Origin of the sequence: Prevotella herbatica (assembly GCF_017347605.1) — a bacterium.
GTDB lineage: Bacteria > Bacteroidota > Bacteroidia > Bacteroidales > Bacteroidaceae > Prevotella > Prevotella herbatica.
Genome location: NZ_AP024484.1, coordinates 1,576,519 through 1,598,986 on the forward strand (window position 1 = coordinate 1,576,519; position 22,468 = coordinate 1,598,986).

The 22,468-nt window shown below is 38.9% G+C and carries 15 protein-coding genes; 11 read left to right on the top strand and 4 right to left on the bottom strand.

Features of this window, described 5'->3' with window-relative positions:
- The first annotated feature begins 56 nt into the window (after window positions 1–56).
- Window positions 57–2,252 carry an alpha-galactosidase gene (locus prwr041_RS05990; protein ID WP_207155422.1) on the top strand — a complete coding sequence of 732 codons (2,196 nt, stop codon included), beginning with the start codon at window positions 57–59 and terminating at the stop codon, window positions 2,250–2,252.
- Window positions 2,253–2,355: 103 nt separating this feature from the next.
- On the opposite strand, the gene prwr041_RS05995 is transcribed toward prwr041_RS05990, so the two are convergent.
- Window positions 2,356–6,336: a hybrid sensor histidine kinase/response regulator transcription factor gene (locus prwr041_RS05995; RefSeq protein WP_207155423.1), complete on the bottom strand. Its 3,981-nt coding sequence runs from the start codon at window positions 6,334–6,336 to the stop codon at window positions 2,356–2,358.
- Between the two features lie 225 nt (window positions 6,337–6,561).
- On the opposite strand from prwr041_RS05995, the gene prwr041_RS06000 reads away from it, so the two are divergent.
- The 7 genes from prwr041_RS06000 to prwr041_RS06030 all read left to right on the top strand — a co-directional run bounded on the left by prwr041_RS06000 (window position 6,562) and on the right by prwr041_RS06030 (window position 17,722).
- Window positions 6,562–8,508 (top strand): sialate O-acetylesterase, encoded by a 1,947-nt coding sequence (locus prwr041_RS06000; RefSeq protein WP_207155424.1) that lies wholly within the window; start codon window positions 6,562–6,564, stop codon window positions 8,506–8,508.
- A gap of 18 nt (window positions 8,509–8,526) precedes the next feature.
- Window positions 8,527–11,022, top strand: coding sequence for a glycosyl hydrolase 115 family protein (locus tag prwr041_RS06005; RefSeq protein ID WP_394370809.1), 2,496 nt, complete (start codon window positions 8,527–8,529; stop codon window positions 11,020–11,022).
- Window positions 11,023–11,182: 160 nt separating this feature from the next.
- Window positions 11,183–11,635 carry an MgtC/SapB family protein gene (locus prwr041_RS06010; protein WP_207155426.1) on the top strand — a complete coding sequence of 151 codons (453 nt, stop codon included), beginning with the start codon at window positions 11,183–11,185 and terminating at the stop codon, window positions 11,633–11,635.
- Window positions 11,632–12,822: a THUMP-like domain-containing protein gene (locus tag prwr041_RS06015; RefSeq protein ID WP_207155427.1), complete on the top strand. Its 1,191-nt coding sequence runs from the start codon at window positions 11,632–11,634 to the stop codon at window positions 12,820–12,822. Before prwr041_RS06010 ends, prwr041_RS06015 begins: the two co-directional genes overlap by 4 nt.
- 61 nt (window positions 12,823–12,883) lie before the next feature.
- On the top strand, window positions 12,884–14,029 hold the full coding sequence (locus prwr041_RS06020; protein ID WP_207155428.1) for an N-acetyltransferase: 1,146 nt from the start codon (window positions 12,884–12,886) through the stop codon (window positions 14,027–14,029).
- A 65-nt stretch (window positions 14,030–14,094) separates the two neighbouring features.
- Window positions 14,095–16,074, top strand: coding sequence for a DNA topoisomerase IV subunit B (locus prwr041_RS06025; RefSeq protein ID WP_207155429.1), 1,980 nt, complete (start codon window positions 14,095–14,097; stop codon window positions 16,072–16,074).
- A gap of 121 nt (window positions 16,075–16,195) precedes the next feature.
- Window positions 16,196–17,722: a S41 family peptidase gene (locus tag prwr041_RS06030; RefSeq protein ID WP_207155594.1), complete on the top strand. Its 1,527-nt coding sequence runs from the start codon at window positions 16,196–16,198 to the stop codon at window positions 17,720–17,722.
- Between the two features lie 85 nt (window positions 17,723–17,807).
- Here the strand turns inward: prwr041_RS06030 and ybeY are convergent, their stop codons facing one another.
- From ybeY to ruvB, 3 genes are all read right to left on the bottom strand, one after another.
- Window positions 17,808–18,233: an rRNA maturation RNase YbeY gene (ybeY, locus tag prwr041_RS06035; RefSeq protein ID WP_207155430.1), complete on the bottom strand. Its 426-nt coding sequence runs from the start codon at window positions 18,231–18,233 to the stop codon at window positions 17,808–17,810.
- 12 nt (window positions 18,234–18,245) lie between these two features.
- Window positions 18,246–18,692 (bottom strand): pantetheine-phosphate adenylyltransferase, encoded by a 447-nt coding sequence (gene coaD, locus prwr041_RS06040; protein ID WP_207155431.1) that lies wholly within the window; start codon window positions 18,690–18,692, stop codon window positions 18,246–18,248.
- A gap of 76 nt (window positions 18,693–18,768) precedes the next feature.
- The gene (gene ruvB / locus prwr041_RS06045; RefSeq protein ID WP_207155432.1) at window positions 18,769–19,803 is read right to left on the bottom strand and encodes a Holliday junction branch migration DNA helicase RuvB; all 1,035 of its coding nucleotides are present in this window, start codon (window positions 19,801–19,803) and stop codon (window positions 18,769–18,771) included.
- 1,275 nt (window positions 19,804–21,078) lie between these two features.
- Between ruvB and prwr041_RS06050 the strand changes: the two genes are divergently transcribed.
- From prwr041_RS06050 to prwr041_RS06060, 3 genes are read left to right on the top strand one after another with little or no spacing between them, the layout of a single operon-like run.
- Window positions 21,079–21,561 (top strand): DUF4252 domain-containing protein, encoded by a 483-nt coding sequence (locus tag prwr041_RS06050; RefSeq protein WP_207155433.1) that lies wholly within the window; start codon window positions 21,079–21,081, stop codon window positions 21,559–21,561.
- A 19-nt stretch (window positions 21,562–21,580) separates the two neighbouring features.
- Window positions 21,581–22,072, top strand: coding sequence for an RNA polymerase sigma factor (locus prwr041_RS06055; protein WP_207155434.1), 492 nt, complete (start codon window positions 21,581–21,583; stop codon window positions 22,070–22,072).
- A complete protein-coding gene (locus prwr041_RS06060) occupies window positions 22,060–22,458 on the top strand; it encodes a hypothetical protein (RefSeq protein ID WP_207155435.1) in 399 nt (132 codons plus the stop codon). The genes prwr041_RS06055 and prwr041_RS06060 overlap by 13 nt, the downstream gene beginning before the upstream one ends.
- Window positions 22,459–22,468: the final 10 nt, after the last annotated feature.

The following is a 22,468-nucleotide window of genomic DNA, read 5'->3' on the forward strand; positions in this document are numbered from 1 at the left end:
GTGTTATTCATTTATTATTTGTAGTTTTGCAAAGTTGAATCAACACTAATATCATAATGAAATTTAAACTATTATTAGCATTACTATTTATGGGGTCTGCCGCTGCATCTGCAGAGCAGGTTGTGGTACAGACTCATAGCATCTCAATGGTGCTGAATGTGGAAAAAGGGGCACAGCCTCAGTATGTTTATTTCGGAAGCAGATTAAATGCCGCAGACCTTAAGAATCTATCAGTTCCCAGTGGAGGAAGAATGGCTGCATATCCAGCCTATGGAATGAACTGTCCGGCAGAAGCTGCATTGGCAATGCGCCACAGTGACGGAAACATGTCTACAGTTCTTGTTGCTACAGGCGTGTCATATAAGCAAGACGGGAACGCAACTATTACTATAATACACCTTAAAGATCCTGTATATAATATAAAGGTAAATATGTATTACCGTGCTTATAACGATGTAGATATGATAGAGGCATGGACAGACGTGAAGAATGAGGAAAAAGGAACTGTTACTCTAACCGAATTTGAATCAGCAATGTTGCCTATACGTCGTGGAGATGTTTGGATAAGTCATCTGTATGGTTCATGGGCTAATGAGTCTCAGGTATCAGAAGAACCGCTGGCACCAGGAGAAATGGTTATCAGTAACAAAGACGGAGTTCGGAATAGCCACACCTCGCATGGTGAGGTGATGTTCTCTCTTGATGGTAAGGCTCGTGAAAATGAGGGTAATGTCATCGGTGCAGCAATATGCTATAGTGGAAATTATGAACTAAAGACGGTCACAGATGATACCGACTATCATTATTTCTTTGCTGGCATAAATCCCGACAACTCGGAATATCATCTTGCAAAGGGGGAGACATTTACAACCCCAGTTCTTGCGCTTACGTTTTCAAAAGAAGGACTTAGCGGTGCGAGCCGTAATTTCCATAAATGGGGACGTGAATATAAATTGATGCACGGAAACAAGGTTCGCGATATACTACTGAACTCATGGGAAGGTGTTTACTTTGACATCAACCAGAAAGGAATGGACCAGATGATGGCTGATATCGCCTCTATGGGCGGAGAACTGTTTGTGATGGATGATGGATGGTTTGGTGATAAATATCCCCGTAAAACGGATAATTCAAGTCTTGGTGACTGGGTAGTTGATAAGAACAAGCTACCTGATGGCATTGACGGACTTCTTAGAGATGCAAAGAAACATGGTGTGAAATTCGGTCTATGGATTGAGCCTGAGATGGCAAACACTGTAAGTGAACTTTACGAAAAGCATCCCGACTGGATTATCAAGGCGCCTAACCGCGATGCCGTATTGGGACGAGGAGGCACGCAGGTAGTGTTGGACTTGGCTAATCCGAAGGTGCAGAATTTTGTGTTTAGTATAGTAGACAATCTGATGAAGAAATATCCAGCTCTTGCCTATATCAAATGGGATGCAAATATGCCAATAATGAATCATGGTTCCCAATATCTTCCAATGAATAATCAGAGTCATTTGTATATAGAATATCATCGTGGTTTTGAGAATGTGTGTAAGCGTATTCGTGCAAAGTACCCAGACTTAGTGATTCAGGCTTGCGCAAGCGGTGGCGGAAGAGCCAATTGGGGAGTGCTCCCATGGTTTGATGAATTCTGGACAAGTGATGATACAGATGCTTTACAGCGTGTTTATATGCAATGGGGTACTAGTTATTTCTTCCCAGCAATAGCAATGGCGTGTCATATCAGTGCTGCTCCAAATCATCAGACACAGCGTGTTATACCATTGAAATATCGTATTGACGTTGCTATGAGCGGAAGATTGGGCATGGAAATTCAGCCAAAGAATATGACTGAAGAGGAAAAGGCTCTGTGCCGTCAGGCTATCAAAGAGTATAAAGAGATACGCCCTATTGTGCAGTTAGGAAATATATACAGACTGCAAAGTCCTTTTGAGAAGAAAGGTGTAGCAAGTCTTATGTATGTTGATGATGCAAAGCAGAAGGCTGTATTCTATTGGTGGAAGACGGAGACATTTATCAATCAGCACTTGCCATTGATAAAGATGGCTGGTCTTGATGCAAACAAAATGTACAAGGTCCATGAACTTAACCGTATCGACAATAAACCTCTTGACTGTGAGGGAAAGAGCTATAGCGGTGAATATCTTATGAGTCACGGCTTGGAAATGCCTTATAACCATAGTGTGGACTGGGGAAAACAGACGGCATGGTCGAGTAGGGTGTTGGAACTTTCGGCAGAATGATTAAAATAGCAAGTTAGTAATTGTTAAGTATTTGAGAAGTGATAATGAAAAGCCCTCTTGAATTAATCTTCAAGAGGGCTTTATCATGTTTATAGATCTACTTTTAATTCTTCATATATTCACGTGGAGACCTACCGTATAGGTTTTTGAACATTGTTGAGAATGATGCTGGATTTGTGAATCCGCATGCGAACATTACTTCAGTAATATTCTGGTATCCCTGTTCCAATAAATGTGCTGCCTGTTTTAATCTTAGGTTGCGTATGAAGTCGTGAGGAGTTTGATTTGTTAGTTCCTTCATCTTTCTATGTAGGTGTACACGACTAATTCCAACTTCCTGAGCAATCATGTCCACATTTAAGGATGGGTCGCTAAGGTTATTGTTTATGACGCTCATAATGCGGTTTAGAAGTTTGTTATCAGGTGATTCAACATTTATCTTCTCAAGGTTGTTCTCTTGTGATTCAGATCCGTTGAATTTATTACGCAGTAGTTCACGTTGATGTAGCAAGTTTATGATCGTGCGTCGAAGTATATCCAGATTGAAAGGCTTTACGATATATGTATCAGCACCCATTTCCAATCCCTCAAGTCGGTCTTCGTCACGGCTTTTAGCAGTAAGCATTATAACAGGGATATGGTTAGTATTGATATTGCTCTTTACGCGTGAACAAAGTTCGTTACCGTCCATGACGGGCATCATGACATCGCTAATAATAAGAGAAGGAATTTCTTTCATGATAGCCGTTAAAGCTTCCTTACCATTTGGACAAGCTATTACGTAGAAATCTCCAGATAATTCGCGCTCAAGGTATTGTCTGATTTCGTCATCATCCTCTGCTATTACTATCGTTTGTCTCTTACGGTTAGATAACTGCTCGTTGAGGATGTCAATCTTATCAGGGCTCATTTTATTATCTTCAACGCCAGACAAATCATTCTCTTCGCTCAGTTCAATTAAATCAGTCTTTTTGTTATCATCATCTTCGGTGACCATCTCTTCTGGTTTAAGATGTGAATTGCCAAGTGGTAGCGTAACGACAAATTCACAACCGTCACCATTCTCAATGTTATGTGCCTGAATATCACCATAATGAAGTTCTACTAACGAACGGGCAAGGTCAAGTCCTATTCCAGTGCCCATATTATTATCGTTTGCGGAGTTTTGAGCTTGATAAAAGCGTTCAAAAATGCGTTTGATATTCTCTTCCGGAATTTTTTCTCCGTTGTCTCTTATGGTAATATTTGCTTCAGAATCGTTATGCGTAAGTTCAATATCAATTTTTCCACCAGTAGGAGTGAACTTGAATGCATTCGAGATGATATTAACCAATACTTTATCGAAGTTGTGTCTGTCTATCCATAAAGACAAGGCATCACTATCGTGGGTAAAATTGAAATCAATGTCTTTTATCTTTGCTTGATCGCTGAACAATGAATAAACATCATCTATGAAATTCACCATATCAGTCTCTTGCATGTGCATAGTAAGCATACCCTTATCGATCTTTCTAAGGTCCATCATCTGATTAATAAGATGAAGTATGCGCTCGGCATTTCTCTTTATCGTTTCATACACACTTCGACGATGCATATCATCATCTTCCTTGATTAATTGAAGCAATGGTGAGACTATAAGCGTCATAGGGGTGCGTATATCATGGCTGATGTTCATGAAAAACCTCAACTTAGCTTCACCCATCTGTTCTGCATGAATATGCTCCTGAATCTGCATTCGGTCATATTCCTTGCGCTTTTGATAATGGTATATGAAATATATTATTACGCCGATGATGATTAAATATAGAATATAAGCAACCGTAGAACTATACCATGGTGAAGATATGTGCATAGTGAATTCCTTTATTTGTGAAGACATGTTGTTATACATGGCTTTTACTCGGAACTTATATGTACCAGGAGAAAGGTGGCTGAAAGTAATCTCATTCATGCCTGGTTGCAGACGAGTCCACTCTTCACCGTTTATACTGTATAGGTAAGTAATATTGTTTGGATCATCGTATGTGAGCGTAGAAAGGTGGATAGAAAAAGAATTGTCCTCATATTCCAGATTGAAATTGTCGCCCATAATATCAGTATTTCTTTCTTTATTGCCGATTATTATCCCTGTAATAATAACATTCGCTTTCCACGACATGTTGTTGGTCTTAATTGCATCAAACCAGTTGATACCATCAGTACCTCCGAAATACATCGTGTGTCCGTCTTTACACACGAAAGATGCTCCATCTGAGAATTCATTACTTTGAAGACCATTGTTAGCATAGTAGCAACTTATCACCTTTCCTTCTGTTGTCATACAGCATAATCCATGGTCAGTTCCTATCCACAAACGCCCTTTCTTGTCTTGTTCAATACAGGCAATTCCATTATCAGGCAGACCATTTTGCATGGTGTACATTTTACTTTGTCTGCTTTTAAGATTATAGCAGTAAAGCCCATCGTTTGTACCCATCCATATATGTCCTTGATGATCTTCACATACAATGCGTGAGAAAGTAGCATAATTTGGACAGTTGTTTCCGAAAACACTGAGCCAGCTACCGCTCTTTATATCAAGACAACTCATTCCTACAGAACTAGCCACATATATTTTCGTTCCGTCATGTGAAACTTTAATCTTGGCAAGATAGTCGTTTGGAAGTGAGTTAATATGTCTGTTAAGATCGGCACCCTCTTTCATTCTGTATTGTGTGATGCTATAGTCGGTGAGATTTAGTCTTATAAGTCCTTGTCCCATAGTAGCAAACCAGATGTTGCCACTTTTGTCAACATCCATACCGAATATGCTTGAACTACCTCCTGCTTTTATGTCAACAGGATGGTATGCTGCGGATTCTCCGTCAACCCATCCGCATCCCTGCTGATAGCTGCCAATCCAGATACGTCCGAATTTATCTTCAGACATGCACAAAATCGCTCCAGGAACGTTTGTGTAGTGCCTTATCAGTTTTTTGTTGCTATCCAGAAGATATAATCCATCTTTATCCGTACCAACCCATAGTCTGCGTCGGGTATCTTGAATGATACTTGTAACGCAGTTTGTTCCTATATAATTGAACGTTCCAAGTTTTGGACCCATGTATCCGAAATTTCGTCTTTTAGCAGGTTGCATGAATACGCCCTTTTGCATCATTCCAAGCCATATATTTCCGTTCCGGTCTTCAACAATAGTTTGTATTTTTGTCTTAGGAAGACTTATGTCATTGCTATAGAATGGATTTGCTGAAAGCTGACCAGTGTTAGGATAGTAAACATATAATCCGATACCGTCGCATCCAAGCAATACATTTCCTTGATGGTCAATATATAAATCTTTGATAGGCATTTTGGCAGTAGACTTTATCAGCGCAAACTGTTTTGCACCGTTGTTTAATTTCCATAGTCCCATTCCATTGGTGCCTACATATATGTTTCCTTTTTTGTCTTCGCAAATATCCCCGTCTTTTATGGATGCTTTCTCGTTTGCACTAAGAAAATATTGTTTTATACTGTTCCCCTTAATGCATAGTAATCCCTTGTCTTCTGTAACCAACCACAGTTGACCGTGTTTGTCCTCCAGCATGTGAACTATATAATTCGTGTTTTTGGGTATTTTAGCATAAGGAGTTCCATATTTTCCTTTTAGTTTCATTACTCCATATCCAGAACTACTAACGATGATATCACCGTTTTTAAGTTGCAGAATCCCTGTTATGTATGTTTTTATTCTTTTGCCGTTTGGCCTAAGTAGGACAAAATCCTCAAATTTTCCATTAACCATTTTCTGCACACCATTATTTGTGCCAATGAATAATGTTCCTTGGCTGTCTTGGTATACACAGTTAATATAGTTGCTTGTTAGTCCGAATACCTTGTTTTCCTTTTTCAAAATTTTGAATTGGTATCCGTCATATCTGTTCAAACCATTGCGTGTTGCAATCCACATGTAACCGTCCTTGTCTTGAAAAACATTGTTGACAAAACTACTTGACAGTTGGTTGTCCCCATTGTATAGTTTGCCGATCTGTGCATTGGTATTAACAGTAAATAGTAGTGATAGTAAAATTAAAAAGCATTTCATGTTGTCTAGGTAAAGTTTCGATATATTTCTGCAAAGATACAGCAATAGGGTGGAAATGCAAAGCAAAACGTATTTTAATTTCGCCAAAATGTTACATAAGATAAAGTCTTTGAAACGCAAAATAAGGAATATGTTACATAAAGAGAAGTTTATGCAACTCTTATTATAATATATATATATAATAATGCTTAACTTTGTAACTGTTGTTAATAATAATCAGAAAACATGAAACGAAAAAACGTATTATTGAGACGCCTTCTTGTTGGCGCAGCTATGGTTACGTCGGTGTTGGCAGTAAAAGCAGCACCTGACAAGAACTTTTACATCTTCCTTTGTTTTGGGCAATCTAATATGGAGGGCAATGCAAAAATTGAACAAGAGGATTTGGAGGGTGTTGACAGTAGATTCCAGATGATGGCTGCTGTGGATGACCACAAATTAGGCAGAAAGATGGGACAATGGTACACTGCTATTCCACCTTTGTGTCGTGAGAACACAGGACTCACTCCCGTTGATTACTTTGGTAGAACTATGGTAGAACGTTTGCCGAAAGACGTAAAAGTGGGTGTTATCACTGTAGCAGTAGGTGGATGTCACATAGAAACCTTTATGCGTGATTCTGTTGATAACTACGTGAAGACTCGCGCTCCTCAGTGGATGAAGGGTATGTTAAAGGCTTATGGCAACAATCCATATAAGAGACTAGTTGAATTGGCTAAGAAAGCCCAGAAAGTAGGTGTGATAAAAGGCATCCTACTTCATCAGGGAGAGTCAAACACTGGAGACCGAATGTGGGGAAACAAAGTGGCATTTGTGTATAATCAGTTAATTGCTGATTTGAAACTGAAGTCTGAAGACGTGCCATTGCTTGCAGGAGAAGTAGTAAGAGCTGGTGGTAAAGGACGTTGTGCGGCAATGAATCCTATTATCGACGCACTGCCAGAAACCATTCATACTGCTCATGTGATTTCTTCGGAAGGTTGCACAAGTGGTCCTGATGATTTGCATTTCGATGCAGCTGGTTATCGTGAACTTGGACGTCGTTATGCTTACAAGATGTTGTCACTTTTAGGTTATCCTGTATTTACACCGATTGCAATTCCTGCTGATGCAGTTGTTGCTTCAACAGCAGAACCCGGAAATGAATTCCCTAAGATAGATAGCAACCATCGTGCTTATTTCAGTCTTTATGCACCATCTGCCAAAAATGTTAAGGTGGATGTATGTGGAAAGAAGTATGATATGCAGCGTGATGAAAAAGGAGTTTGGACAGCTGTTACCGATCCATTGGTCGTAGGTTTTCATTATTACTTTATGTTTGTTGATGGTGTGCAGATTGTTGATCCAGCAAGTGATACATTCTTTGGATGTTGTCGTCAAGCAGGAGGTATCGAGATTCCTGAAGGTGAAGAAGGCAATTACTATCGTCCACAGCAGGGCGTAGCTAAGGGACAGGTTCGCTCTTTAAGCTATTATGCAGAGTCTACAAAAGAATGGAGACGTGCAATGGTTTATACTCCTGCTGAATATGAAAAAGGAAACAAGCGTTATCCAGTACTATATTTGCAGCACGGTATGGGAGAAGATGAAACAGGATGGAGTCATCAGGGTCAGATGCAGAACATTATGGATAACCTTATCCAAAGTGGAGAAGCTGTTCCTATGATCGTAGTCATGGAAAGCGGTGATGTCAAAGCTCCTTTCAAAGGTGGGCCAAATGAAGCTGGACGTAGTTCTTATGGCGCAACATTCTATAAGGTAATGCTTAATGACCTTATTCCTACCATTGACAAGACATTCCGTACAAAGACTGATCGCGACAACCGCGCAATGGCAGGATTGTCATGGGGTGGACATCAGACTTTTGACATTGTATTTACTAATCTTGACAAGTTCTCTTATGCAGGAGGATTCAGTGGTGCAATATTTGGACTTGATGTGAATAAGACTTATGACGGTATTTTCTCACGTCCTGATGAAGTAAATTCAAAACTGCATTATCTGTTCCTTGGATGTGGAAGTTTAGAGAATATGGGTACAGACAAACTGATTGATAATTTGCGACAAGCTGGTGTTAAGGTTGATAGCTATGTATCTCCTGGAACACTTCATGAATGGCTCACATGGCGCCGTTGTCTGAAGGAGTTTGTTCCGCATCTTTTCAAGAAATAACTTTATTTTTAAATGAACATGCTCAGAAATATCACTTTATTATTTATCTCATTATTGGCTATGCCTATAATTGCAGCAAGCCGTTTCGTAAGTTTCACTTCTGGTGATATTATGCTCAATCGCAACGACAGTGTAAATCTTTATGTTGGAAACGATGAGATGAAGGGAGTCGGAATTGCTCTTCATAATCTGGCTGGAGATATAAACAAAGTATGTGGGGCTAAAACTGTTTTTACAGATGCTGTTAAGGCTGATGTTGTAGTTGGGACAATAGGTCACTCTACCATAATCGATAAATTTATAAAGGAAGGTAAGATTGATGTCCGTCAACTTCGTGGGAAGAGCGAGAAGTATATCATCACCGTTGTAGGTAGACAACTGGTAATAGCTGGAAGCGACAGACGGGGAGCGATATATGGCATCTATGAAGTGTCTTCGCAGATAGGAGTCTCTCCATGGTATTTCTGGGCAGATGTTCCAATAGAACATCATGATAATATTTATGTAAACAAAGGCACGTATAGCGACGGAACTCCTTCCGTCAGCTATCGTGGACTTTTCCTTAATGACGAGGCTCCTTGTCTCACGTCATGGGTTAAAAACACCTACGGAACAAACTATGGTGATCATAGATTCTATTCACGTGTGTTTGAGTTGATACTTCGATTGAAAGGTAATATGCTTTGGCCTGCAATGTGGGGATGGGCTTTTTATGCTGATGATATCGAAAATAGTAAAACTGCCGATGAAATGGGTGTTATTATTGGTACTTCCCATCATGAACCAATGGCACGCAATCATGAAGAATGGTCGCGTCACAGAAAAGAATATGGGGCATGGAACTATAAAACCAATCAAGCAACTTTGGATAAATTCTTCCGTGAAGGTATAGAAAGGATAAAAGGTAAAGAAGATGTCGTGACAATAGGCATGCGTGGTGACGGTGATGAGGCTATGAGTACAGATGCAGATACAAAGCTTTTGGAAAAAGTAGTGGTTAATCAGCGCAAAATTATCAGTGACGTTACTGGAAAACAAGCTTCAAAGACTCCTCAGGTATGGGCTTTGTATAAAGAGGTTCTTGATTATTACGACAAGGGAATGCGTGTGCCTGATGATGTTACGATAATGTTGTGTGATGACAATTGGGGTAATATCAGAAGAGTGCCAAATAAAAAAGAAAGAAAACATCCTGGAGGTTGGGGACTTTATTACCATGTAGATTACGTGGGTGCTCCACGAAATACGAAATGGCTCAACGTGACTCCTACTCAGAATATGTGCGAACAACTGAAACTAGCTTATAACAATGGAATAAATCGTATGTGGATTCTTAATGTTGGTGATCTTAAACCAATGGAATATCCTATATCACTGTTTATGGATATGGCGTGGAATACTGACAAATATAAGCCAGAGAATGTTACTGAACATACATTAGCTTTTTGCAAGCAGCAGTTTGGTGACGAACAGGCTGCCGAAGCAGCGAGAATACTTAATCTAGTATGTAAATACAACGGTAGGGTAACGGCAGAGATGCTAGACAAGAATACATATAACCTTGAAACTGGCGAATGGGAACAGGTAGTAGCGCAATATCATCAGTTAGAAACAGAGGCTTTGCGACAGTATATCATATTACGTCCAGATCAACGTGACGCTTACAACGAACTTATTTTATTCCCAGTTCAGGCAATGAGTAATTTATATTATATGTATTATGCGCAGGCGATGAATAACAGTCTTTATAATAATGATGATCCTGCTGCAAATATATGGGCAGAACGTTGTGAACAGGCTTTTAAGCGCGACTCTATATTATGTGCAGCTTATAATCATGATATAGCCGGAGGAAAATGGAATGGAATGATGACTCAAAAACATATAGGATATACAAGTTGGAATGATAATTTTCCACATGAGATTATGCCAAAGTTATATAGAGTCTCTGACACGGCTTCTGGCGGTTTTACATTTCAAGGAAATAATGGGGTAGTGTCAATGGAAGCAGAACATTATTATCATGCAAAGCCTTCAAATTCTAAAGCGGAATGGACCGTTATTCCTTATATGGGACGTACACTTAGTGGACTTACTCTTATGCCAAATACCAATTCTACAGATGGTGCAAGCGTGACATATAGATTTAAAGCTACAGATAATCAAAAGGACAGTGTGAAAATTCATATTGTGGTTAAGTCTACACTTGACTATCTCAATAAGGGGGGGCTTTCGTATAATGTGTCTCTTGACAATGGAAAGAAAGTAAATGTCAACTTCAATGGAAAACTAAATGAACGCCCAGAGAACATATATTCTATATATTATCCAACTATTGCAAAAAGGGTCGTAGAGAGCGTTGTTACTCTTCCTTTGAATAGAGGTGTTGATATTCATAATTTAGTTTTGACCCCTGTTGACCCTGCAATTGTATTCGAGAAGATTGTTGTAGATTACGGTGGTTATAAGAATACCTATCTCTTCATGAACGAAAGCTATCATAACAGAAAATAGCAATAAATGATTTTCTTTGATTTATGATTAATTTGTTGTTTAAATTATTATCTTTGCATAATATACAGCGACACTAGGCATAAAATTCTATAAGGCTTAATGCTTCTGTTGTCGCAAGCAGTGTTTAACAATAAATTAATCATAAATCAAAGGAGTTTTTATGACGTTGGATTTTATATTACGCTTATTTGTTGCTGCCTTATTGGGTGGTATGATAGGCTTGGAACGTGAATATCGTGAAAAGGCTGCAGGATTGCGTACTCATTTTCTTGTTGCGCTTGGTTCAGCTCTCTTCATGATAATTTCAGTATATGGCTTTGAAGGAGTTCTTGCAAATTCGCAGATGCGACTTGATGTATCAAGAATCGCAGCACAAGTTGTAAGTGGTATCGGCTTCCTTGGGGCAGGTACTATAATATTCCAAAAGAATGCAGTCCACGGGCTGACTACTGCTGCCGGAGTATGGGCTACCGCAGCCATAGGTCTTACTTGTGGTGTAGGAATGTATCTTTTGGCATTGTCGGCAACATTCTTGGTGCTTGTCGGTTTGGAGGCTTTCAACTATTTGCTGAAGATTCTCGAAAAGAGGCAAGAGGAGGCAAAAGAAGAATGAACGTTTCCGAGTTTATTAATTTACATAAATCTGAAGATGTACGGAAGCTCGCTTTTCTTGCTACCAAGTTTCCAGATATAGACATGCCGTGGGCACTCGATCAAATTCGTGGTTGGCAGGTAGCCCGCAGTAAAATGCCTTCATGGGCAGAAATAGACGGAATGATATATCCGCCTCATATTTCTATGGAGCAATGTTCCAGCGAGTTTACAGCAATGTACAAGGCTTCTATTTGTGAAAGATTACAAAATGGAAGTGGCGATAGAATGCCTTTACTAATAGATCTCACAGGTGGATTTGGAGTAGACTTTTCGTTTATGTGTCGCAATTTCGATAAAGCTGTTTATGTAGAATGTCAACAGCATCTGTGTAATATCGCAAAGCGAAATCTTGACTTATTGGGAATGCACCATGCAGATGTGAAATGTGGTGATGGTGTGGATTATATACACTCGATGAAAGCTGAAAATGCAGTGATTTATCTTGATCCAGCACGGCGCGATGTCAATGGGGCAAAGACTTATGCGATAGAAGACTGTACACCTGATGTTGTGGAACTATGCGATGAACTTGTTGAAAAAGCATCTGTGGTAATTATAAAGTTGTCGCCTATGCTTGATTGGCATGCAGCTGTAGAAAAACTTAAATATGTTATTGAAGTGCATGTTGTAAGTGTTGACAACGAATGCAAAGAATTGCTTTTGATCATGTGCAAGGATGCACAACAGCACCCTGTTAAGCTGTTTTGCGTGAATAATGAAGATGTATTCATTACAACACAAGAAGAATCTAATGTTGCAGTGTTGTCAATTCCTCTTGATCAGGCTAAATGTCTTTATGAGCCGAATGCGTCTATAATGAAAACAGGATGTTTTGATCAAATAGTTTCACGTTATAATGTATCTAGCATAGGGAAAAACTCTCATTTGTTTATTTCCAACGATGAAATCGATGATTTTCCTGGTCGTAGATTCCATATCATGTCAGTGTCATCATTTAATAAAAAAGAATTAAAGCAAAAGCTGAAAGGTGTCGAACGAGCAAATATCACCGTGAGGAATTTCCCTTTGTCAACAGACCAGTTGCGAAAACGATTGAAAATAAAAGATGGAGGCGATGTATATATCTTTGCAACGACAGCTTGGAATGACCAACATGCTTTAATAATCTGCAAAAAAATGATGTAAATTTTGAAATGTGCATGTTTTTAATTAAATTTGCATGTTTTAAATATAAAAAATAAATATAATGTCATTAGTAGAAATAAAGAAGGTCGAAACGAAGAAGGATTTAAAAACCTTCATAGAATTTCATTATGACCTTTACGAAGGCAATGAATATGATGTTCCTAATCTTTATAGCGATGAGCTAAATACACTTTCTCTAGACAAGAATGCTGCATTTGATTTTTGTGAAGCTCAATATTTTATAGCTTATAAAGACGGAAAAGTAGCCGGTCGTGTAGCGGCTATAATAAACAATAAAGCAAACGAAAAATGGAATAAGAAGTCTGTACGTTTTGGTTGGATAGACTTTATTGATGATATAGATGTAAGCCGTGCACTTTTGAAAGCTGTTGAGGATTATGGTAAACAAAAGGGTATGAATGAAATGGTTGGTCCGTTAGGGTTTACAGATATGGATCCAGAAGGCATGCTCACTTGGGGATTTGATAAGTTGGGCACAATGCCTACGATATATAATTATCCATATTATCCAGAACACATAGAAAAACTTGGTGGGTTTGAAAAGGATAATGACTATGTTGAGTATTTCCTTCCTGTTCCAGATGCTATCCCAGAAAGGTATTGCAAGTTGGCAGAGATGGTAATGAAGCGCTATAATTTGAGAATTCGTAAACTCACAAAAAAGGATGTTTATGAAGGTGGTTATGGCCGTAAGTTGTTTGCTCTTATCAATGATACATACACTGATTTATATGGTTTTGCTGAATTAACAGAGAAGCAGATAGATCAATATGTCAAGATGTATATGCCTGTAGCTAATTTGGATTATATAACTGTTATTGAGGATGCCGGAGCCGACAATAAGTTGGTTGGTATGGGAATAACAATCCCTTCACTTTCACGTGCATTGCAGAAATGTCATCGTGGCAGATTACTACCTTTCGGATGGTGGCATGTTATAAGGGCTTTAAAATTCAATAAAACTGAGGGTATAGACTTGTTGCTTATGGGGGTATTACCTGAATATAGAGCGAAGGGAGCCAATGCCTTATTGTTTTATGACTTGATTCCACGCTATCAGGCTGCTGGAATTAAATGGGGCGAAAGTCAGGTGGAGATGGAATCAAACGCTGGTGTGCAGAGTCAGTGGGGAGCATTTGAACCTGTAAACCATAAGCGTCGCCGTTGCTTCAGAAAAAGTATTTAAGTAAAGCTTCTTCATCTTGGATATATTCCGATGCGGAAAGAATAAAATAAGTCAAAAATATAAATATGCCAGAAAACGAGAACATAAACGAAGAAATCAACAATCAGGAGCCATTGGTTGAATATACTGATGATAACATCCGACATCTTTCGGATATGGAACACGTGCGCACTCGTCCCGGTATGTATATCGGACGTCTCGGCGACGGTAATCTGCCCGAAGATGGTATATATGTATTGTTGAAGGAGGTCCTTGATAATTCAATTGACGAGTTCAAGATGAAAGCTGGAGACCGAATAGAAGTTGATATTGAGGACAATCTCAGGGTCAGTGTGCGTGATTATGGCCGTGGAATTCCACAGGGTAAACTTGTTGAGGCTGTAAGCGTTCTAAACACTGGCGGTAAATATGATTCTAAGGCGTTTAAGAAAAGTGTTGGATTGAATGGTGTCGGTGTAAAGGCTGTTAATGCATTGAGTTCACATTTTGTAGTGAAATCATATCGTGATGGAAAGGTACGTGAACTTTCGTTCGAGAAAGGTGTAAAGAAGTCTGATAAGACGTCTAAAACTGATGATGAGGGGGGTACTTATATTTATTTTGAACCAGATAGTACTCTTTTTAAAGGGTATAATTTCCATGATGATATCGTAGAGGTAATGCTGCGCAACTATACCTACCTTAATAGTGGACTTACGATCATGTATAATGGACGACGAATAAAGAGTCGTAATGGTCTTGAAGATTTGTTGAATGACAATATGACCAACGATGGACTTTATCCAATAATTCATATCATCGGTGAGGATATAGAGATTGCATTTACTCATGCCAATCAGTATGGTGAGGAGTATCATAGCTTTGTAAATGGTCAGCATACCACCCAGGGAGGAACTCATCAGAGTGCCTTTAAGGAACATATCGCAAAGACAATAAAAGAGTTTTTTAATAAAAACTATGAATATACTGATATTCGTAACGGCATAGTAGCTGCTATAGCACTGAACGTTAACGAACCGGTGTTCGAGAGTCAGACAAAAATAAAGTTAGGTTCGACACAGATGTCTCCTGATGGAGAAAGCATTAATAAATTCGTTGGTGACTTTATAAAGCAGAACGTAGACAACTTCCTCCATATTCATCCGGATGTTGCCGAAGTTATGGAGAATAAAATCAAGGAAAGCGAGCATGAGCGTAAAGCTATGGCTGGCGTTACGAAGCTGGCACGTGAAAGAGCAAAGAAGGCTAATCTGCACAACCGTAAATTGCGCGACTGTCGCATTCACTTCTGTGATGCTAAGGACGAACGCAAAGAAGAGTCATCTATATTCATTACCGAGGGTGACTCTGCCAGTGGAAGTATCACTAAGAGCCGTAGCGTAAATACGCAGGCTGTATTCTCATTGAGAGGTAAACCGCTTAACTCTTTCGGTCTAACCAAGAAAGTTGTTTATGAGAATGAGGAGTTTAATCTTCTTCAGGCTGCGCTTGATATTGAAGACGGACTTGACTCGTTAAGATACAATAAAGTTATTGTGGCTACCGATGCCGATGTAGACGGTATGCATATCCGACTGCTTATAATAACATTCTTCCTTCAGTTCTTCCCTGAACTTATAAAGAAAGGGCACGTGTTTGTATTGCAGACTCCTTTGTTCCGTGTACGTAATAAGCGTACAAAGATAAAGAATAAGAAAGTTATTGCTGAGGAAGATGCTAAAGTGGGAAAGAAGGAAAAGAAGAGCGATTTTGTCACTAGATATTGCTACACTGACGAAGAACGACAAAATGCGATTAAGGAACTTGGACCTGACCCAGAAATTACTCGATTCAAAGGTCTTGGCGAGATTAGTCCTGATGAGTTTGTACATTTCATCGGACCAGATATGCGTCTCGAACAGGTAACAATTCACAAGACCGATCAAGTTGGTAAACTACTTGAATATTATATGGGCAAGAACTCTATGGAACGTCAGAATTTCATAATCGATAATCTTGTCGTTGAAGAAGATATCCCTGACGAAGAACTGTTGGACGAAATTTAGAATTATTAAGTAGAAGGTTAATAAAAAGAATAATATGAAAAAAATGTTTTTAAAATATAGTATGTATGTGGCAAAGCCAAGAACAGTATTATTCTTGCTCTTTAGCCTCCTCACTCTTAACATGTCCGCTCAGAGTATAGACTTCGGTAAAGATAGTCCGCTGCGTAAGTTGCAGATAGCTGAAATGGCTATCAGTAACCTTTATGTTGATACTGTTGACGAGAAAAAACTTGTAGAAGACGGTATTCGTGGAATGATTGAGAAACTTGATCCTCATTCTGCCTATACCACAGCTGCAGAGACAAAAGAAATGAACGAACCACTTCAAGGTTCTTTTGAGGGTATTGGTGTCCAATTTAATATCGTACAAGATACGTTACTTGTTATTCAGCCTGTCGTAAATGGACCTTCTGAAAAGGTTGGTATAATAGCTGGTGACAGAATTGTTTCAGTGAACGATACTGCAATTGCAGGAGTGAAGATGTCAAAGGAACTGATCATGAAAAAACTTCGTGGTCCTAAAGGCTCTAAAGTAAAGCTCGGTATTGTGCGACGTGGAATACCAGGTATATTGAAGTTTGTAGTTACCCGTGACAAGATACCTGTAAAGACGATAGATGCGGCATATATAATCCGACCTATGACAGGATATATCCGTATAGGTAGCTTTGGAGTTACTACTTATGAAGAATTTATGGAAGCTGTTAAGTCTCTTCAAAAGCAAGGCATGAAAGACCTTATTCTGGATTTGGAAGAGAATGGAGGTGGTTATCTTGTGTCTGCTGTTCAGATAGCAAATGAATTTTTGCGTCGTAACGATCTTATTGTTTATACGAAGGGTAGAAGTACTCAACAACAGGAATATCGTGCTCAAGGCGACGGAAAGCTGCTTGATGGTAAAGTTATTGTGCTTATCAACGAATTTACAGCGTCTGCTGCAGAGATTGTGACAGGTGCTATACAGGACCAGGACCGTGGAATAGTTGTCGGTAGACGTTCTTTTGGAAAGGGACTTGTACAGCGTCCTATAGATTTCAGTGATGGCAGTATGATTCGTCTTACGATAGCACATTATTATACTCCTTCTGGACGTTGCATCCAGAAGCCTTATAAGAAGGGGCAGCAACTTGATTATGCTATGGATATAGAGCATAGATTTGAGCATGGTGAACTTTATAGTGCTGACAGCATACATTTTGCGGATTCACTTAAATACCAGACTTTGCGCGAGCACCGTACTGTATATGGTGGTGGTGGTATTATGCCTGATTATTTCGTTCCGCTTGATACAACACTCTACACACATTTCTTCAGAGAGTTGGCTGCGCGCAGCATCGTTATTAATGCCAATCTTAAATATGTAGATAATAACCGTCGCCAACTAAAGAGCAAATATCCTACATTTGGTGATTTCATGGCTCGTTATGAGATACCTGAATCATTTGTGAAAGATATCATCAATGAAGCCGCAAAACAGAAGATAAAGCCTCGTGATGATAAGGAATTGAATGCTACTTTGCCACAGTTGAAACTTCAATTGAAAGCTCTTGTTGCACGTGATTTGTGGGATATGAGTGAGTATTTCCAAATTATCAATGAAAGTAATCCTATTGTTATGAAGGCTGTCAAGTTGATGGTATCACAATAAGGAGGAACATATAATAATGATAAAGCCACAGCGTAAACCAGATAATGGTTGCGCTGTGGCTTTATTATTTGTATATAAGTGTTGCTTAGTCTTGTAGCGAAGCTAATATAGCGAGAGCCTTGTTCTCGTCGGCCTCCATGATTTCTCTTTCTCCAGGTCCTTTGTCATTTATTCCGCAAAGGTGCAATATGCCGTGGATAATCACGCGGTTAAGTTCTTCAGTGTATTCTTTGCCAAACTTATCTGCGTTAGTGCGTACTGTGTCAAGGCTTATTACCAAGTCACCGCTTATCACGTCTTCTTCGTCATAATCAAAAGTGATGATGTCGGTATAGTAATCATGACCGAGGTATTCGTTGTTTACTTCAAGAATCTTCTCGTCATCAACAAACATATATCCAATGTCGCCAGTCTTTTTGCCATACGTATCAGCTACAGCCTTAATCCATTTGTTGGTTAGACGTTTCTTTATCTTCGGCATTTTCACGCCGTCTACATTGTATGTTATCATATAATTAATGCATTAATCTTTTTTCGGTAAGAATTCAGATACATCCTTGCCAAATGATTGCAGTTCCCTTACCATAGAACTGCTAACACCTGAAAGATTAGGATCAGAGAATAGCAAGACGGTTTCTATTCCGCTTAGGCGGTGGTTTATATCTGCTTGCTCACGTTCATATTCAAAGTCATTGACTGATCTTACCCCACGTACAATAAATTTGGCACCTTCTCGTTTAGCCATATCTATCGTCAGGTCGCTGTATGGTTTTACCTCAACGTTGTCAATTCCTTGGAATATGCTTTTTATATTGTCCACACGTTCCTCCATCTCTTTGGCAGTATGCTTGCTGTTACTTAACGCTACGGCAATAATCAACTTGTCAAAAAGTGGTAATGCTCTGTCAGCGATTGATTTGTGACCTATTGTAAACGGGTCGAACGTGCCAGTAAATAATCCTATTCTCATATATCAGTTTATTTGCTGCAAAATTAATCTTTTATTAAGTTATATGCAAATAATTCGTATTAAATAGCAGTTCTTTCTATTCAAACAAGTCTGCTTGCATAGAATCTCCGGCATAAGGATTCCTTCCTAAATGCTCGTATGCTAGTTTGGTTGCCATGCGTCCACGCGGTGTGCGCTTAATAAATCCCTCCATGATAAGGAACGGTTCGTAAACGTCTTCCACGGTACCAGTATCTTCGCCTATAGCTGTTGCGATTGTACTTATTCCAACAGGACCACCACGAAACTTGTCTATTATAGTCAATAATATTTTATTATCAATCTCGTCAAGTCCGTATTTATCGATGTTCAGTGATTGTAGGGCCATTTGTGCAATCTCGCCCGTTATAGTTCCATTGCCTTTTACCTGTGCGAAGTCGCGCATACGTCTAAGCAGAGAGTTTGCAATACGTGGAGTACCTCGGCTACGCAGACTTATTTCCACAGCTGCATCATCTTCTATTGGAACTCTCAGCAGCATTGCGCTTCTCTTAATGATGCGTTGCAGTGTTTTTGGATCATAATATTCCAGATGCATGTTGATTCCGAATCTTGCACGCAGAGGAGCTGTAAGCATACCGCTTCTAGTTGTAGCTCCCACAAGAGTGAAAGGATTAAGGTCTATCTGAATCGAGCGTGCCGAAGGTCCCTTGTCTATCATAATATCTATTCTGTAATCTTCCATTGCAGAATACAGATATTCCTCAACTACGGGCGATAGCCGATGAATTTCATCAATGAAGAGCACGTCGTTAGCTTCCAGTGATGTAAGTATTCCTGCCAAATCACCAGGCTTGTCTAATATTGGACCGCTGGTTATTTTGAATCCCACACCAAGTTCATTGGCAATAATATTGCTAAGTGTCGTCTTTCCAAGTCCCGGAGGCCCGTAAAGTAATGTGTGATCAAGAGGTTCGCCACGATATTTAGCAGCTTCAACGAATATTCCGAGGTTTTCCACCACATTTTTCTGACCGTTGAAATCAGCGAATTTAAGAGGTCGTAAAGCGTTTTCAAATTCTTTTTCAGCCGTAGACAAACTGTCTTCTCTTATATCAAAATCTTCAGACATTCGTATCTTTTTTTGTTTCTGCAAAGATACTGCAAGCCGAACACAATACAAAATAAAAAGGCAATTTTTTATTTTTATTGTTGAGGCGCCGCGTCTCTTATCTAAAGATACTGCAAGCCGAACACAATACAAAATAAAAAAGCAATTATTGGTTTTCATGTATAAACATCATTATTCTGATAATTTATTGATTCCTCGTTAATTTCAGGTGGCAATATTTTAGCACTCCACCAGAAAAAGTTTTTTTAATGTCACTAATGTCATAATGTCACTAGCCCTTTGTTTATCGGGCTTTAGCCAGTGACATTAAGTGACATTATCGGGGTAAAAGTGGCATTAAACCCTAAAGTACACCTATTTTTAGCGTTTTTTTCGCAATTATGCTATTTGCATAATACTTAATTTGTACTGATGGAGCTTTTTGAACATAAAGACTGGCTCCCTGAATAGCATAAATAATTCAAAATACGACTCCGTACATGTATAAACACAAAGGAATAACTTTGAAGGATGCAAATAAATATAGAAACTGAGCACACAAACTATTACCTAGATTTTCTCAGCTTTTGGGTAATTCGATTACCTCAGCACGTGTGTAATCCGATTACCCAACGTAGGTAATCGGGTTACCCAACGTGAACAACTCAATTACCCACGTTAGGTAATTGAATTGCCTAACGTGAAAAAGGGTATTACATGACGTAGGTAAACAAATAATTATCAATAAGACTACAAGAGTAGAGTGAATGGATATTACTATTATTTTTGCAGTATAGTTCTGAGATAAGAACTAAACATCTTGCGAAGTATAGTACACATAATGACAAGTACAGACCATCATAAACGAAAAAGTGTCTATATATGTACTTCATTTTGGGTGAAAAATCGCCAAAAATAGGTATGATTTGGAGTTTAATGTCACTTTTGTCCCGATAATGTCACTTAATGTCACTGGCTGAAGCCCGATAAACAAAGGGCTAGTGACATTATGACATTAGTGACATTAAAAAAACTTTTTCTGGTAGAGCGTTCTGTCTTTAGCCCATTTATGGAGGGTATCATCGCTGAATTGACTAAGAACCAATTTATTGCCAAAAAAGAATAAAATACCAGTTTGTGAGCTTACAATATAACAGAGAATGTTTATCTTCGTAATTTAAAGATGTTTTGGCATTTTTACAATTATATAAATTAATTGTAACATAAATCAGAATATTACGTCTATGTTATTGTAAGCGCTACAAATGGTTATAAACTTTTAAAACAAAATTCATTATGAAAAAGATTTTTCTTTCACTGGTATTGGCTTTAGCCACAACAGTTTGCACTGCACAAAGTGTTAATGACGTGATACGTGAATTCAAAAGCGCTAAAGGCGCTACATGTATTAATCTTAATAAGTCTATGATAAAACTTATGGGACAAGGCAAAGACAAGGTGAATCTTCCTGAGAATATAAATCTTGGTGACCTCGGTGATATTGGCAAAGATATAGACTCACTTAAAATACTTGTGCTTGAAGATTGCAATGCGAGCATTAAGAAGAAATTTGCCAAAAAGAATATTAATTGGGAAAAATATGGATATGAACCAGTTGTCGTAACTAATGAAGACAAAGAGAACGTTCAAATATATGCTAAGAAGAATGGCGATAATTTCAAGGAAATCGTTGTACGTGTAGCGTCTGGCGAAGATGAGGGTGTATTGGTACAAGTGTTTGGCAATATTGATCCGAAGATGCTAAGCAATATGAAATAGATGATATAATCCACACTAAATGGAAGCCTCTGAATTTAAACGACTTTTTCTGCCTTGCAGCAATAAGATGTATCTTGTTGCATGGAGACTTACGCATAACCGTCAGGAAGCGGAAGATCTTGTGCAGGAAACGATGCTGAAACTGTGGACTCAGCGTGATAATTTGAATGAGTTGAAGAATTGCGAGGCTTTCAGTGTAAGAACTCTCCATAACATCTTTATTGACCAAAGTCGCAAGAAACATCTTGCGGTGGCTGATTCTCCACCTGAAGGGATGACGCTGAAGGCAAATGAGTGTGACGCATCAGAGATTATGCAACAAAAGGAGACGGGAATTATCGTAACAAGGCTTATTGCCAAACTGCCGAAACAGCAACGCAATATAATAACTCTAAAGGATATTGATGATTTTTCTTATGAAGAAATAGCTCAACAGACAGGACTATCCATGATTAACATCAGGGTACACTTAAGTAGGGCTAGAAAGCAGATCAGACTATGGATAAGATAAAAAATATGATGGATAAATATTGCGAGGCGCAGACTTCTGATTCTGAAGAAAAGGAAATAAGAAGGATGATAATGGGTGAAGACCCAAAAGTGCCTGATGACTTGGAAGCAAGACTATCCAAACAGATTGATATGTGGAACACGGTAGAAAAGAAGTCGGTACGTAAAGCCAACATCACAAGTTTGCGTTGGATTGGATGTATTGCTGCTTCACTGCTGTTGCTGTTCTCTCTTGGATTTTTTCTGAACCAACGTACTGATGAAGAAGAATATGCAAAGCAGGAAGAAAACTGCACAAATCCTGATGATGCTTATGCTGAAACGGCGAAAGCTCTAAAGACGTTTTCTCACGCTATGAAGCATGGAGAAGAACTTATGAATAAATAAAAGAATTTGT